Here is a 14,882-nt window from a genome sequence, read left to right as displayed (position 1 = left end):
TTCTTTCTTACACCGAACATTTCTCTTCTTAACTATAGTATAATTTTAGAAATAATTAAAATATCGAAATTTTATTATAAACCATTCATTTTTTTTATTCCTGGAGGGGTAGTATGGACGATCGAGATTGGCTTATTCTACAAGTATTGTACCGTGAGAAAAACATTACAAAAGCAGCCAAGGAGCTATTTATATCTCAGCCTGCGCTTACGCATAGACTGCAGCAGATGGAGAAGGAATTTCATGTTCAGATTGTAAATAGAGGGCGCCGCGGAGTTCAGTTTACACCGCAGGGAGAATATTTAGTGAAGTGCGCAGAAGAAATGCTGCTTACGGTTCAAAAAATAAAAGAAAATGTGTTAAACATGGATGATCAATTAACCGGAACTTTACGTCTAGGCGTGTCTAACTTTTTCACTGACTACAAGCTCCCTGGGCTATTGCGTTTATTTAAAGAGCGATTTCCTGATGTTGAATTCAAAGTCACAACCGGATGGAGCAGCGACATGGCTCATCTGCTTTATAAGCACGATGTTCATATTGCGTTTGTAAAAGGTGATTATAACTGGCAAGATCAAAAAGAGCTGCTTTTTAAAGAAACAATTTGCATTGCGTCTGCACAGCCTGTCGACATAAACAATCTTCCCAATTTACCTCGAATTGATTATCATCAAGATCGTTTTTTAAAAACATCCGTTGATAACTGGTGGGCTGAAAATTACTCTCAGCCTCCCCTTGTCAGCATTGAAGTAGATAAAGCAGAAACATGTAAAAAGATGGTTGTAAACGGACTGGGCTATGCGATTTTGCCGAGTATGCTGCTTGACGATGCTGCAGAGATTTACAGATACACGTTAAAAACTAAAGATCAAGTACCTTTAACGCGCAGCACATGGATGTTTTATCATGAGGACTCCTTAAAAATTAACATTGTAAAAGCTTTTATTGAGTTCATTCAAAACTTGGATTTAAAAGATGTACACTGACAGAAAAAGGTTGAGACATACCGAAATGAATCTAATTCTAAAGACGAACAAATGGGATATATGAGCGGAACTGCTTAAGACACCGCAGTTGATTTCCGTGCAAGACTTCGCTTTCCGCGGGCGGCCGGTGAGCCTCCTCGTCGCTCACGCTCCTGTGGGGTCTCGCCTGTTCCGCTTTTCCCGCAGGAGTCTTCGTCTTGCTCTCCAATCAACTGCTAGAAGGAACGAAACAGATGAAACTACACTTACCACAACAAAAAAACGAACCAAGAATTAAAAACTTTAATCAATGGTTCGTTTTTCACTCCATCTAAAATCCTTTTGTCCCAACCTTTTTCTATTGTATTTATTCATCATTTGCTCCGCCCATTAAGTCAGAATACAGCTTGCTTTGCTGCTCAAGAAAGACTTTAGCACCGCTGCTATTTTTATAAAAAGAGGTTAAATCATTATCTTTAAGAAGCTGTTCCCATTCTTTTGTATGAACCATTTCATACACGGCCTTATTCCAATATGCTACCTGTTCTTTGGTCATATTAGGCGGTCCCATTAGACCTCTCCAATGGCTAAACGTTACGTCAATTCCCGCTTCTTTCCACGTCGGTATCTCTTTTAGCTCTTCTAGCCTTTTAGGAGAAGAAACGGCGAGTATCCTTACCTGCCCTTGTTCATACTGCTTTTTTACTTCTGATAATGACATGGGTGCTACATCTAGCTGATGATGAACGAGCGCATCAATTACTTTATGACTGCTGTTATAAACGAAGAACTCAAGCTTGGAAGAGTCTACGCCTGCTTTTTTATTTAGCTGCATGAACGATAAATGATCGTCGTTTCCTAATCGAGGTGATATTCCCACTTTCATACTGGATTCACTTTGATTTAACGTGCGTATGAGCTGTTTTAAATTGTATATAGGAGAGTTAACAGGAACTACGATGACCTCCCATTCAGATGTTAAAATAGCGAGCGGAGTAAAGTCTTTATAGGTTAATTGACTTTGCCCTAGCAAATTATTTGTAATCAGCAAACTGGAATTCCCGGAAACAATATTTCCTTCTTTTCTCTGTTTAATATATTTCCATCCTTCTTCACCTTGCCCACCTATTTTATTACTAACAGAAACGGGTACCTTCACAATCTTCTTTTCCGTTAGCACTTGTTGAATGGCTCTTACTGTTGCATCTGCTCCTCCGCCTTTTGCACCGGCTGCCACAATTTCAATTTTTTCCATACTAATGCGGTCTTTTTTAGAGGGAGTAGAACAGCTAACAAGCAATGCACTTATAAACACTATCATGAGCTTTTTGATCATATATACCATCCTTCAAGGCTAATGCTACGCTAAATAGTACTTGCGCTCCGGTCTTCCAATAATCCCATAATCATATTCAACGTGACATTCACCGGCTGATACTAGATACTCTAAATATCGTCTAGCTGTCGTTCTAGATACTCCCATGTGTTGGCCCATCTCTTCGATCGTAATTCCTTTGATGCTTTTCAAAATGTCTTTTGACTTTTGTAATGTGATACCATCAATACCTGAAGGAAGAGATTTATCCGCTTTTGGCTTTGTTCTGACATGTCCAAAGTACGCATCAATAAATGATTGATCAACTTCTTCATGCGTACTAAACAGTTCCTTTTTCTCTTGATACTGTTTAATAGCATTAATGAAGGATTCCATCATAACCGGCTTAATCAAATAATTAACGACGCCGTTTCTCAAACAGATTTCTACAATGTTTTTTTCTGTTGCAGCCGTTACCACGATAACGTCAACTTGTGGAAACTGGGCTCTGATTTTTGGGAGTAAATCTGTTCCCATTTCATCTGGCATATAGATGTCTAAAAGAAGTAAATCAACTTTCTTCTCCTTTAGCATTTCAAGCGTCTCTTTTGCATTCAACGCTTTGCCTACGACTTCTACACCATCTACTTCTAATAAAAATCGCTCTTGAACTTGAGCAATTCGAAAATCGTCTTCTGCAATTGCGACTCGTAACATTTCGACTCTCCCCTTACTTCTCATGATTCAGTTTTTTGGAAGGTAAACTGAAAAAATGGCTCCTCCTTCTGGCTGATTATACACTTCAATAGATCCTCCAAGTTCATCTACCATTTTCTTTATATTTGCCAGTCCGTACCCTCTGTCTGTACCTTTGGTTGAAAACCCTTTTGTGAAAATTTGATTTAGTACTTCTTCTGATATACCGGGTCCGTTATCCATCACTTCAATAATTAAATCATGACCAATATCGGTAATAAAAAACGACACTTCTTTTTTAGAACGCTGACTCACGGCTTCAAATGCATTATCAATTAAGTTCCCAATAATGATAATGAGATGAGAAATTTCAATATGTTCTGGGAGCGTATCGAGTGTACTCTCCGAATCAACCGAAAAATGAATTTTCTTTTCAGATGCTTTTCCAATCTTCCCAAGCAATATTGCTTGAACTTTGGAATCTAATATCTGATCAAATAGAATACGATTTTGCGTTTGGTGTACGGCTGATTCTTTTTGAATAAACTCCAATGCATCTTTGTACTGCCCTAACTGCAGCAAACCCGACAAAACATACAGCTTATTCGTAAACTCATGCGTTTGAGCTCGTAAATCCTCTGAATACTTTCGTACTTCTGAAATCGTATTGATTAAGCTTTTTAATTCTGTCTTATCACGAAAACTAGCGACCACTCCTACAATTCGCTGATGTTCAATAATGGGTGTTAAGTTTAAGATAAACGTTTTTTCATTCAAAAAAATTTCTTGGTCGCTTCGGGCTATTCCCGTATCTAGCACTTTAATCATATTCGTATAAGGAAATACTTCAATGATATGATGATGTAAATATTCCGTCTGTAACCCCAGCATATTTTTAGCTGATGTATTCATCATCGTAATAAAGCCTTGATGATCAATAGCAATAATTCCTTCTTTTATCGAAAGTAAAATCGCATTTCGTTCACGGTACAAAGAAGCGATTTCATGGGGTTCAAGACCAAGAGTATCTTTTTTAATACTTTTAGCTAAAAAAATACCCCCGATCATACCAAGCAATAAAACAGCTAGTGAAAATAGGATAATTTGCTGAATACGCGTAATGAGCTGAGCATGAACATGAGATTTTAAAAACTCAACCGTCACCACTCCCACGACTTCCGTATACTTTCCGTGACTGATGACAATAGGCGCTTTCCCCATAATAGCAGGACCTGTGGTTCCCTCTCCGTCCAGCGTATAATATCCGCCGAATAATAGTGCTCTATCGTTAACCGCCTCTTTGTTTTTCTTTCCTATCCATTTTTGATTAGAATGAGAATAGATGATTTGCTCACGGTTTTGAACCACAATACTTGCTGCTCCGATTTGTTCCCTCACTTGCTCGGCAAGCGGCTGAATATATCGACTCGGCTGTTTTTTTTGAAAAGCAGTTTTGACTTCCGGCATAAATGATATTGATTTGGCTGCTTGAAGAGCCAGCTGCTCGGCTTGCCTTTTAGATTCTACAAACTGCATGTAAGAGAAAATACTCGCTAAAAGAACAATAACAGTTATGATTAATGCTGCGGATAAACCTACGATTTTTGTTTGCAGCGATACTTGAAACCATTTTTTCATTTCATCGCACCTTTAGCCTTTACCTTATAGTTCTATTCTTCTTTTATTTTATCAAAATTTTTTGTATATCCGCTCCTTATTCCAAAAGCTTTTTAGACAAAAAAACTTATCAATCCCAAAAGCGGAATTGATAAGTTTTTAGTTTCCTGATCTTTACAGCGTAATAACTCCTGTAATAATAGCTACTAAAAGCATCACCATAGCTGTTCCAATCGTCCACTTTAAAGTAAAGCGCTGAAATTCACCAAGCTCGACTTTTGCCATACCGACCAATAGATACGTAGAAGCAACTAAAGGACTTAGTAAGTGAACAGGTTGACCAATCAATGAAGCACGGCCAATTTCTGCAGCATCAATACCGTATGCTGAAGCTGCTTGAGCAATAATTGGTAAAATCCCATAGTAGTAAGCATCATTTGACATAAAGAATGTAAATGGCATACTTGTGATGGCAGTAATCACAGACATGTAAGGCCCTAACGCATCTGGAATTAATCCTACTAAGCTATTACCCATTGCATCTACCATTTTGGTACCTGATAAAATACCCGTGAATACGCCTGCTGCGAATACAAGAGACACAACAGCAAGTACATTACCAGCATGTGCTGTGATACGCTCTTTTTGAACTTCTAGATTTGGATAGTTAATCATGATAGCGATTGCAAATCCAATCATAAATAGAATTTGAAGCGGCATAACTGCTGTGATGAGTCCTACTAATAATAAAGCTGTTAAAGCAAAGTTTACCCATAAAAGCTTCGGACGCTTGTACTCGATTCCTTCAGCGGCTGCTGCTTCTGCAAAAGCTACTTGAGCATTTGTAACATCTTGAATATCAATAACACCTAGGCGCTGGCGCTCTTTTTTCCCAAAGTAGTAAGCCGTGAATAATAACCAAACAGCTCCACCAATCATGGCTGGAATCAGTGGTGTAAACACCTGTGAAGCATCTAACTTCAATGCACTCATCACACGAGCAGTTGGTCCTCCCCAAGGTGTTAAGTTCATAACCCCACTACCCATAATCGCGATACAAGCTAAAATCATCGGCTTCATATTTAGCTTTTTATAAAGCGGAAGCATCGCTGAGAGCGTGATCATATATGTTGTTGTTCCGTCTCCGTCTAATGAAATAATAAGAACTAAAATAGCTGTACCAATTGTGATCTTTAGTGGATCACCTTTTACAATTTTCAAAATTCTTCCTACAACTGGATCAAACAAACCAGCATCAATCATAATTCCAAAATATAAAATAGCAAACATTAACATAACGCCTGTAGGCGCTAATTCTTTTACACCATTTAAAGCCATTTCTCCAATATCACTTGTGAATCCCCCTATGATTGCAAACAATACTGGAATAACCATTAAAGCAATAAGCGGCGTTAATCGTTTTGTCATAATCAGAAACATAAATGTACAAACCATCAAAAACCCAAGAATAGCTAACATTATTACCCCTCCTATTTTTGAATCCGCTTTCATAACAGTGGAAGCGATTCGTTTGTATGTATGACTCGCATATGTATGCCAGTTTGTCTATACGATTACAACATCGCTTGTTCACTATTAAGTTGTACCTTAAAACTTTAAAATTTTCTGTTTTTTCTTAAAATAATCATAATTTACAGGAGGGTATAGTGTAAATAATTCGTACTATAAAAACTTTTAAAACTTTATGAGTAATTAAATCCTTTTTGTTCATTGAAAGGATAAAAGAGAGAAAGAGGAAAAAGACAGGAAAGTAAAAAACGGAGAGAAAGGAACTATTCTCATGAATTATTCAATTTGAACTCTAAGAGAATACGCTCCAGGGTGAGGAGTTTTATTCCATTGAGTAAGAGATTCCTCTAAAAATGGAATGTTTTTCAACTTCTTTGTTTGGAACTTTTCTATTTTTGAATATTTCTCCAAAGCATACGTATTAGCAAACATTTCTTGCGTTCTATTTCCTTCTTTTAAAAGCGTTCCATTTGTCATACGATCCACATGATGGCCTAATTCATGCAAAATGATAAAAGCAAATTGATGAGGCTTTTTATTTTTTGTTGTATCGATAAAGATAATCGGGCATTCCGTTACTGTATATTTAATATAGTCAATTTCAAACTGAAGTTTGCGCTTCTCTTTTGGAAGGTTATCATTAAATTGGCCATAGTACACGCCTAGCACATCTTTTCCTTGCACCTTTACACTGCCTAAGCAATACACACCTTTTAGCCCATCCCAGTCTTTTTCGTCTGTTACATTAGCAATTTCCTGCAGGGCGGCTTTTTGCTTCGCACTCATGACTCCATGAAACGTTACGCCATGAATTTGGATTTTTTCACTACGCTTAAACATCTTCTTGCCTCCTTTACTAAATTCCTTCTACAACATATTATTTATTAATAAGTATATTCATTCACAATACATGGTTAAAAACATGAAGTTAATGTCAAGATTCCCGTTTTGATGTTTTTTAACCCTGCTTATATGCTGCTTCATTTATTTTCTATTTTTACTATATTACATATGTAGCCATTAATAAAATATCATTTTTTTATGATTTATCATTACTTTTTTTTATTTCTATTTTTGCTTATCGATAACCTGGAGCCTGCGTATCATTTTTAAATTTAAGACCATTGCTATATAAAGAAACGGATAGCAAAAAAACGAGTATAGAATCTTCCATCCATTATAATAAAACACTTCCGTTTGGGTAGAAATGTACTCAAACAATGTCGTAAGAATTACCCACACTGTAATATATAAAGCTTTTCTAAACAGACTCTTGCCTTGTGGATAAAAATTCAAAAATACACTATTTGTCGCAGGATAAATAAAAATAAAAATAAAAAGATATTCAAAATCTACTCCTTTTGTAAAAAATCCATAAAGATCATATTTAACATCAAGATATATATCTGCTACCGATCCTAAAAACATAACAAACAAAGAAGTTGTGTACATTTCTATCCAGCTGATACGTTTTGGCATGACTAGTACACTCAAAATAGAAATCACCGTTGTAAAGATTAAGAGCACCATGCTGAGGACCTCGTTTTCTAAAGGAGATAGAAACAGCTTTCCCATTGGATATTAAATTCATTCTGAAGGCTAAAAAATTAAGACTTCATAAAAAAAGAGATGGAGACATAACGAAGTCAAGCCAATCTAAATACGAACAAATGAGATAAATAAGGTGAACCGCCTGTTACACCTGTGTTGATTTCCGTGCAAGACTTCGCTTTCCGCGGGCGGCCGGTGAGCCTCCTCGTCGCTTCCGCTCCTGCGGGGTCTCACCTGTTCCGCTTTTCCCGCAGGAGTCTTCGTCTCGCCCTCCAATCAACCTCTAGAAACAACGAAATACGTGAATCCTACATTCACCATCGCAATAAAAAATCCGAACAGGTTGGATTCTCTATCAAGAATCTCGATTCACCGTTCGGATTTTCCTTCAATTAAAACTACAAACTACTTTTTCTCAGCCTCTTTTTTTAACGAAAGGAAATGATGCAAGAACCAAGCTCTTGCTCTCCCCATTTAAGTGAAAGATGATCCTGATGTGAAAGCGGACCTACTCCTTCAGGTGTACCTGTAAAAATAAGATCTCCTTTATCAAGACCAAAATGTTTTCCTGTAAAATCAATAATCGTTTGTAAATCAAAAATCAAATCTTTGATATTTCCCAGCTGCACGCGTTTATTGTTTTTCACTAACGAAAAGTCTTTCTCCTTAGATGCTTCTACTCCTTCAAACGGCAGAAAATTTCCCACGACCGCTGAATGTTTAAATCCTTTTGCAAGCAGCCAAGGGTGCTTTTTTTGTTTTAATTTGCTCTGTACATCTCGAAGCGTCAAGTCTAATCCAATCGTCATCTCGTCAACAAGTTCATCCACTGCTATGCCTTCTTTATAAGATTGTCCAATATGAAGAATCAGTTCGGTTTCAAAGTGCACCTCTCCTTGGTCGCTAGGAAGAGTGATTGATTGTCCAGCTGCTTCAACGAGAGCGTGAGTAGGTTTGGAAAATAAAAAAGGTGATGTTGGAATATCATTATGTAATTCTTTTGCATGCAGTGCGTAGTTTCGGCCTACACAATAAATATTTTTAATATCTTTCACTTTCATCATCCCTTCTTTCGTTCAAATAAAGATTTTTCAACTTGTATTCTTTTATTTTACAAGAAAAAAGAAATTGAGACATAACAAAATGAATTCAATCCAAAGATGGAAAAAGGGAATAAATGAGCTGGACTGCTTATGACACCTCTGTGGATTTCCGTGCAAGGCTCCGCTTTCCGCGAGAGTCTTCGCCTTGCCCTCCAGCCAACAGCTAGAAGGAACTGCGCACACGAAACCTACGTTCACCATGACCATAAAAAAAACACGAACTATCTATTTTTGATAGATCGTTCGTGTTTAAGGTTAGCGAAACAGCTTTTCTCACATTCTCTTTTTTTCAATCCGTTATTTTCTAGCCCATTTTGTAATGCCTTTGATATCATCTGGAGTTGTGCGACAGCACCCTCCGATTAACTGAGCACCTGCTTCATACCAGCTGTGAGCGCTGCAGCCATACGTTTCGCCTGCAGATGTCCCGTTCCATGTTTTAGATTCAGCATCATAATGCTCTCCTGAATTTGGATACACAATGACTGGCTTATCCGTTTGAGATTTAATTTCTTTAATAAGTGAAGAAATATATTGAGGCGGCGTACAGTTAACTCCAATAGCTGCTACTTGCTTATAGGAATCCAGATAGCGTGCACACTCCGAGATTAATGTTCCGCTGCTAATGTGCAGGTCATCTTTTGCGCTGAACGTAATCCATGCGTACGCTCCTTCAAATTCTTCTAGCAGCCTCGCAATGGCTCTTGCTTCCATTAGATTAGGAATGGTTTCACAAGCTAACACATCTGCTCCTGCTTCAATTAATGCTTTCATACGAGGACGATGAAATTCCATTAACTCTTCTTCTGTTACGTCATACTGTCCAGTATATTCCGACCCGTTTGCTAAAAATGCTCCGTAAGGACCTACCGAAGCGGCGACAATTGGTTTTGGGCGATTAAGACAATTCTCTTCTTTCTGCCAAAATTCATCTCTTGCTTCAGCCGCAATTTTTACAGATGCTTGAATTAACTCGCGCGCCTCTGCTTCACTTAAACCACGTTTTGCAAAACCTTCAAACGTGCTTTGATAGCTTGCAGTAATTGCACAGTCAGCTCCTGCTGCAAAGTAATCTTGATGCACTCTCTTAATCAATTCCGGCTGCTCCATAAGCACTTTTGCAGACCATAAGCTGTCGTTCAAATCACAGCCATATCTCTCCAGTTCAGTTGCCATTGCACCATCTAGTACAATCACAGGAAATGTATGTAAAATTTGTTGGATAGGATTCATTGTTTGATCTAGGGTTGTCCACTAGCAGTTAGCTTCGATTACCCTATCCTCCTTTCAGATAATTTAAAATATATGCAAAAAAGTCTAAAGGACTAGGCAGCTTTTGTCAAGAAATCAAAGAAATGAGGAGAGGCTTATAACCAAGCATTTTTCAACCTCCTTATTCCTTCTTCTATTTCTTCTCTCTCCAAACTTCCAAAACCTAATAATAGATGAGTCTTTTGTTGAGGTGATTCCGTAAGCCAATAACGAGAAGTGCCGTAGACAGAGACATCTTGCTTTTGAGCTGCGTTAATTAACTGCTGTTCGTTCATATCGTTGTGCACGCGGACAAGGATATGCAAACCTGCATATTCTCCTGACACCGTGATGTTTTTGTTAAACTCCTTCTGTAAAGCTGCTAAAAGAGTACCGTGTTTGAGTTGATAAGCAGTTCTCACTCTTCTTAAATGCTTACTCCACTCTCCGTTTTTCATCATCAGTCCGAGCGTCCACTGATGAAGGGCTGGAACAGCTTGCTCGTATAAAGAGAAACGTTCATGATATTCCTTTAGAAGCACTTCCGGTAATACAAGGTAGCTGATTCTTAAAGAAGGCATAAAAGATTTTGAAAATGTCCCTGTATAAATGACGCGCCCTTTAGTATCCAAGCTTTGCAATGAAGGAATGGGACTTCCTTTATAACGAAATTCTCCGTCATAATCATCTTCAATAACAAATCCACTGCAGTCATTCGCCCATGTAAGAAGCTCTATTCTTCTTGAAACAGGCATGATCATTCCGTATGGAAACTGATGAGATGGTGTGACATAAACAGCGCGTGCTTGGCTATCATAAAGCTCTTGGATGTTTATGCCTCTGTTATTAAGTGACACAGGTTTTAAGGAGAATCCATGCTGTTTAAATACAAAGCTAGCCCCGTCATAGCAAGGATTTTCAAAGGCAATATCTCTGATGCTTGGCTTTAACATCTGCGCTAGCAAACTGAGCGATTGCTGAGTACCTGTTCCGATAATAATTTGATGTTTCGAACAAACCACTCCTCTTGACTGATAAAGGTACGTCGCAATTTCTTCTCGCAGTGATTCTTCTCCTTGAGTTTCTTGGTACGTGAACAGCGCTTCTTTATAAGTTTGAAGACTTTCATTGTATCGTTTTTTCCACTCATTCAAGGGAAACAAACGGCTATCAACTTTTCCATACCGAAAATCATAGGTACACGACTTTGTTTCTGAGTGAGGTTGTAAAAATACAGTCGGCTTTCTATCTGTTTGCAGTAAATCAAACTGTGTATTCGTTACGTACAGTCCACTTTTGGGCTTGCTTTCTACATATCCTTCAGCTAAAAGCTGCTGATAGGCCATATCTACAGTATTTCGACTTACGTTTAAGTAATCAGCAAGAGACCGGATAGAAGGCAGTTTGTCATTTACTTTCACCCTGCCGGATACAATTTCTTTTTTTATATATTCATATAGCTGGTGATATAAAGGCATATCATTCCTTCGGTTTAATAAAGGTGTGAACTTCACGCTAGCTCCTTTCATCTGTCCCTATCTTATTTTTTAAATCTGGCTCTTTTAGAGGGGATACATTTCTTTTACTATAAGTGTAGATCATCTAATTAAAAAGGAGAAGATTTAATGACTACTATTACAATTCGTCAAGCTAATGCTGCTGACATGGAAGCACTTATTTCATTAATGAACGAATACATTGTTGATTTTTACAAGCGCCCTCAGCCTGCCAAAAAACAGCTGAGAAATTTAATTGATCACTTGTTTCAACGTCCCGATACTGGCGTTCAGTTTATCGCGACTCAAAATGACGAGGCAGTAGGTTTTTCAACGCTTTATTTTACATTTAGCACCACGCGTGTAAAGCCTGTAGCGATTTTAAATGACTTGTACGTTACTGAAAAAGCAAGAGGTCAAAAAATTGGGGAAAAGTTATTTTCGATTAGTCACCAGTATACAAAAGAACATCAGTATGCAGCCATGTCTTGGGAAACGGCTTATGATAATATAAGAGCTCAAACGCTTTACAGAAAAATGGGAGGAAATGTAACGAACGGTGAATGGATTCACTACGACATTTCAAACGACATCTTATAATATTTTTCCATCCATAAAGTTTTAACACGTTCTTAACACTCCTTTCATAAATGTGTTTTATGATGAATACGACAAATAAATCAGTTTCTGTATGTATTTGTCACATTCTCTGTTAAAGTTTTCACAAAGTGTTCAAACTTTTAGTGAAAACGCTTTCTATTTTTGTGTATAATAAAAATATGCAAATGAAAATGAATGTTACAGCTCGTTAATCATACACATTTTAAATATGGAAGGAGTTTTGAAAATGATTTTAAAAGCATTAAGAAAAAACGGGGCCGTTACAATTAACTATTATAAAAACGGTTTGCTTCAAACGTTTAAAGGAAAAGTACAGCGCCTAGATTTAACAGACCAAACGCTTTCATTAAAAGATGAACAGCAAAATACTTTCTCTATTCGCTTATCGGGAATTAAAGAAATTTATTGATGAATAGTTTACAGTAAAAAAGAACATGATGCTCATTCTGCTTTGCAGAAGTCATCATGTTCTTTTGATTTTAGCTTTATTTAGCTGATGTTTCTGTTTCTTCTTTCCCGTACATATATTTCGAAGGGTCGACTGTTTGGAAATCCTTCAGCTTGTGGAAACGAAGTAAGTCTCCATAAAGCACTTGATCAGATAACTCCAGTTCTTTCGCTACCTTCTGTTTATAAGCTTTCATTTGATTATTTTCTTTAAGCGCTTGGCCTGTCTTAGAATCATAATACGTTCCATCCACTAGTGTATATTTCGGAGATACGTAGTTGCCATTGCGGAACGCTACTACATCATCATGACCTTTAGAAAATAAATCTGTACCAAATTGGATAAACTCTTTGCTGTCAATCCCTACTAAATGAAGAAGAGTTGGCACAACATCAATTTCTCCACCGTACGTATGATTAACTCCGCCTTTTACTCCAGGAACGTGAATGAATAGAGGTACACGCTGCAGCTGAGCATTTTCATAAGGTGTAATTTCTTTTCCCATTACTTTTTCCATTGCCGCATTATGATTTTCAGAAATACCGTAGTGATCTCCATAAATCATAATCACAGAATTATCATAAAGCCCAGAAGCTTTCAGTTCTTGGAAGAAAGATTGCAATGATTCGTCTAAATAACGAGCCGTTTGGAAATAGCGGTCAACTGTCGCATCGCCCGTGTTAGCTGGCTGTATGCTTGCCTCATTGTTTCCAAGTAAAAATGGAAAATGGTTTGTTAACGTAATTAAATGCGCATAAAACGGCTGTGGTAAAGACTGCAGCATTGGAACAGATTCTTTAAAGAACGGTTTGTCTTTTAAGCCATAATTAATTTTATTTTCACCCGTCATATTGTAATAACTTGCATCAAAAAACTTATCCACACCGAACTGCTTGTAAATTTCGTTACGGTTCCAAAAAGTCTTATAGTCTCCGTGCAGTACAGCGCTCGTATAGCCAGCTTTTTGATCTAAAATAGCTGGTGCTGCCTGATACGTATTGCTTCCTTTTAGTACAAAGGCAGAACCTTGAGGAAGGCCGTATAGAGAGTTGTCCATCATCAGCTCAGCATCTGATGTTTTTCCTTGTCCTGTTTGATGAAAGAAGTTATCAAAATACGTAAAGTCATTTCCATGGGCCAACGAATTTAAAAACGGTGTCACTTCCTGGCCATTTAATTTGTAATCAATTAAAAAAGACTGAAATGATTCCAAATGAATTTTAATAATATTTTTCCCTTTAGCTTTTCCGAAGTAAACGGAATTAGGCTCCGCATAGTGACTGTTTTTAAAATTAACGACGTTCGTTAAGTCATTGCTGCTTGCAAAAGCTCGCTGTTTAGAGTTTTGAGCAGTCTGAACACCGTCATACATCGTATAATTATAGGCGCCTAAATACTTTACTAGATAATTGCGGTCAAAAGTTCGAGATAGAAGCTGCGGGCGATCAATTTCTGCTAATGTTAAGTTGACAGAAAAAACCATGAATCCTAAAGAAAGAATGGTTACAGCATTCTTAACCGATACTTTTTCATTATGCCAGTCAATTTTTTTACTAAAAAAGAAGAAAAGATAAATAATAAAATCAACAAAATAAAAAACATCATGTGCTTTTAATAAATCCATAATGCTTCCACCCATACTTCCTGCATTACTTGTCTGCAACAGTGTGGGAAGAGTTACAAAATCGTTAAAAAAACGATAATAGAGAATGTTGCTGTACAACAGCAGCGTCATAATGAAACTGCCTGCAAGAATCCAAGCTCCTGATTTCTTTCCTTTAAAAAATAAGCCGATTCCTAAAAAGATCAGCACTGAACTTACAGGGTTTATAAACAGCAGCATTTGCTGCATTACGCCACTTACGCCTAAGTTAAATTCAGTTTTATAAGCCACATACGACTTTATCCACATTAAAACAGCGGCTAATATGAAATAGTGCAGCGGCTTAGAAACGATTCGCTTCATTTTGATTTTCCTTTCTCGATTAGTTTATGAGTAGATTCACAAAGAACATATAGAAAACCTTTATCATTATACTCATAGAAAATGAAAATTAAATGAAATCCTAGCCTTCACAACTATAGATAGATTCTTTAAATTCATCTACTAGTTTACCTAATACCCACAAATAAATAAACTAAAATCACCTTTTTTATCATAAAACCCCTCCTCTCCTCATATACTGTATTCTGTTGCAACACCCGCACTGCAAACTTGTGCATTTTTTCACAATTTATCTACAAACTATTCTCATCTTGCTGTATAATAATAATTCTGCCTTGAGCATT

General features: G+C 37.3%; 15 protein-coding genes. 3 read left to right on the top strand and 12 right to left on the bottom strand.

The window, feature by feature from the left end:
• Window positions 1-113: 113 nt before the first annotated feature.
• Window positions 114-986: a LysR family transcriptional regulator gene (locus tag CEQ83_RS04320; protein ID WP_028412128.1), complete on the top strand. Its 873-nt coding sequence runs from the start codon at window positions 114-116 to the stop codon at window positions 984-986.
• Between the two features lie 74 nt (window positions 987-1,060).
• Here the strand turns inward: CEQ83_RS04320 and CEQ83_RS26935 are convergent, their stop codons facing one another.
• From CEQ83_RS26935 to pdxR, 11 genes are all read right to left on the bottom strand, one after another.
• Window positions 1,061-1,198, bottom strand: coding sequence for a hypothetical protein (locus CEQ83_RS26935; RefSeq protein WP_165573233.1), 138 nt, complete (start codon window positions 1,196-1,198; stop codon window positions 1,061-1,063).
• 134 nt (window positions 1,199-1,332) lie between these two features.
• Window positions 1,333-2,301, bottom strand: a complete 969-nt coding sequence (locus CEQ83_RS04315) for a tripartite tricarboxylate transporter substrate binding protein (protein WP_028412127.1) — start codon at window positions 2,299-2,301, stop codon at window positions 1,333-1,335.
• Window positions 2,302-2,325: 24 nt separating this feature from the next.
• Window positions 2,326-2,997: a response regulator gene (locus tag CEQ83_RS04310; protein ID WP_047751596.1), complete on the bottom strand. Its 672-nt coding sequence runs from the start codon at window positions 2,995-2,997 to the stop codon at window positions 2,326-2,328.
• A 27-nt stretch (window positions 2,998-3,024) separates the two neighbouring features.
• Window positions 3,025-4,614 carry an ATP-binding protein gene (locus CEQ83_RS04305; RefSeq protein WP_098999797.1) on the bottom strand — a complete coding sequence of 530 codons (1,590 nt, stop codon included), beginning with the start codon at window positions 4,612-4,614 and terminating at the stop codon, window positions 3,025-3,027.
• Window positions 4,615-4,767: 153 nt separating this feature from the next.
• A complete protein-coding gene (locus CEQ83_RS04300; RefSeq protein ID WP_028407583.1) occupies window positions 4,768-6,072 on the bottom strand; it encodes a CitMHS family transporter in 1,305 nt (434 codons plus the stop codon).
• A 327-nt stretch (window positions 6,073-6,399) separates the two neighbouring features.
• Entirely contained in the window at window positions 6,400-6,963 is a 564-nt protein-coding gene (locus CEQ83_RS04295) for an ImmA/IrrE family metallo-endopeptidase (RefSeq protein WP_014461444.1), read from the bottom strand.
• Window positions 6,964-7,191: 228 nt separating this feature from the next.
• Entirely contained in the window at window positions 7,192-7,653 is a 462-nt protein-coding gene (locus CEQ83_RS04290; protein ID WP_098999798.1) for a CBO0543 family protein, read from the bottom strand.
• A 166-nt stretch (window positions 7,654-7,819) separates the two neighbouring features.
• Entirely contained in the window at window positions 7,820-7,954 is a 135-nt protein-coding gene (locus CEQ83_RS27550) for a hypothetical protein (RefSeq protein ID WP_257041451.1), read from the bottom strand.
• Between the two features lie 148 nt (window positions 7,955-8,102).
• Window positions 8,103-8,735, bottom strand: coding sequence for a fumarylacetoacetate hydrolase family protein (locus CEQ83_RS04285; RefSeq protein ID WP_098999799.1), 633 nt, complete (start codon window positions 8,733-8,735; stop codon window positions 8,103-8,105).
• Between the two features lie 339 nt (window positions 8,736-9,074).
• The gene (gene mmuM / locus CEQ83_RS04280; protein ID WP_098999800.1) at window positions 9,075-10,010 is read right to left on the bottom strand and encodes a homocysteine S-methyltransferase; all 936 of its coding nucleotides are present in this window, start codon (window positions 10,008-10,010) and stop codon (window positions 9,075-9,077) included.
• Between the two features lie 134 nt (window positions 10,011-10,144).
• Entirely contained in the window at window positions 10,145-11,542 is a 1,398-nt protein-coding gene (gene pdxR / locus CEQ83_RS04275) for a MocR-like pyridoxine biosynthesis transcription factor PdxR (protein WP_228123027.1), read from the bottom strand.
• A gap of 111 nt (window positions 11,543-11,653) precedes the next feature.
• Between pdxR and CEQ83_RS04270 the strand changes: the two genes are divergently transcribed.
• Complete coding sequence (locus CEQ83_RS04270; protein WP_034269568.1) at window positions 11,654-12,124, top strand: GNAT family N-acetyltransferase; 471 nt, start codon at window positions 11,654-11,656, stop codon at window positions 12,122-12,124.
• A gap of 229 nt (window positions 12,125-12,353) precedes the next feature.
• On the top strand, window positions 12,354-12,554 hold the full coding sequence (locus CEQ83_RS04265) for a YolD-like family protein (RefSeq protein WP_074893948.1): 201 nt from the start codon (window positions 12,354-12,356) through the stop codon (window positions 12,552-12,554).
• A gap of 76 nt (window positions 12,555-12,630) precedes the next feature.
• Here CEQ83_RS04265 and CEQ83_RS04260 read toward each other — a convergent pair whose 3' ends face one another.
• On the bottom strand, window positions 12,631-14,559 hold the full coding sequence (locus tag CEQ83_RS04260) for a lipoteichoic acid synthase (protein ID WP_028412117.1): 1,929 nt from the start codon (window positions 14,557-14,559) through the stop codon (window positions 12,631-12,633).
• Window positions 14,560-14,882 lie beyond the last annotated feature (323 nt).

Origin of the sequence: Priestia megaterium (assembly GCF_009497655.1) — a bacterium.
Taxonomy (GTDB): Bacteria; Bacillota; Bacilli; order Bacillales; family Bacillaceae_H; genus Priestia; species Priestia zanthoxyli.
This window is presented reverse-complemented; position numbering and strand designations above follow the sequence as displayed.

What these genes read in the sequence shown, in the direction of transcription:
- CEQ83_RS04320 (WP_028412128.1), top strand. Translation starts at nt 114, where the DNA reads ATGGACGATCGAGATTGGCTTATTCTACAAGTATTGTACCGTGAGAAA.
- CEQ83_RS04315 (WP_028412127.1), bottom strand. Translation starts at nt 2,301, where the DNA reads ATGATCAAAAAGCTCATGATAGTGTTTATAAGTGCATTGCTTGTTAGC.
- CEQ83_RS04310 (WP_047751596.1), bottom strand. Translation starts at nt 2,997, where the DNA reads ATGTTACGAGTCGCAATTGCAGAAGACGATTTTCGAATTGCTCAAGTT.
- CEQ83_RS04305 (WP_098999797.1), bottom strand. Translation starts at nt 4,614, where the DNA reads ATGAAAAAATGGTTTCAAGTATCGCTGCAAACAAAAATCGTAGGTTTA.
- CEQ83_RS04300 (WP_028407583.1), bottom strand. Translation starts at nt 6,072, where the DNA reads ATGTTAGCTATTCTTGGGTTTTTGATGGTTTGTACATTTATGTTTCTG.
- CEQ83_RS04295 (WP_014461444.1), bottom strand. Translation starts at nt 6,963, where the DNA reads ATGTTTAAGCGTAGTGAAAAAATCCAAATTCATGGCGTAACGTTTCAT.
- CEQ83_RS04290 (WP_098999798.1), bottom strand. Translation starts at nt 7,653, where the DNA reads ATGGTGCTCTTAATCTTTACAACGGTGATTTCTATTTTGAGTGTACTA.
- CEQ83_RS04285 (WP_098999799.1), bottom strand. Translation starts at nt 8,735, where the DNA reads ATGAAAGTGAAAGATATTAAAAATATTTATTGTGTAGGCCGAAACTAC.
- mmuM (WP_098999800.1), bottom strand. Translation starts at nt 10,010, where the DNA reads ATGAATCCTATCCAACAAATTTTACATACATTTCCTGTGATTGTACTA.
- CEQ83_RS04270 (WP_034269568.1), top strand. Translation starts at nt 11,654, where the DNA reads ATGACTACTATTACAATTCGTCAAGCTAATGCTGCTGACATGGAAGCA.
- CEQ83_RS04265 (WP_074893948.1), top strand. Translation starts at nt 12,354, where the DNA reads ATGGAAGGAGTTTTGAAAATGATTTTAAAAGCATTAAGAAAAAACGGG.
- CEQ83_RS04260 (WP_028412117.1), bottom strand. Translation starts at nt 14,559, where the DNA reads ATGAAGCGAATCGTTTCTAAGCCGCTGCACTATTTCATATTAGCCGCT.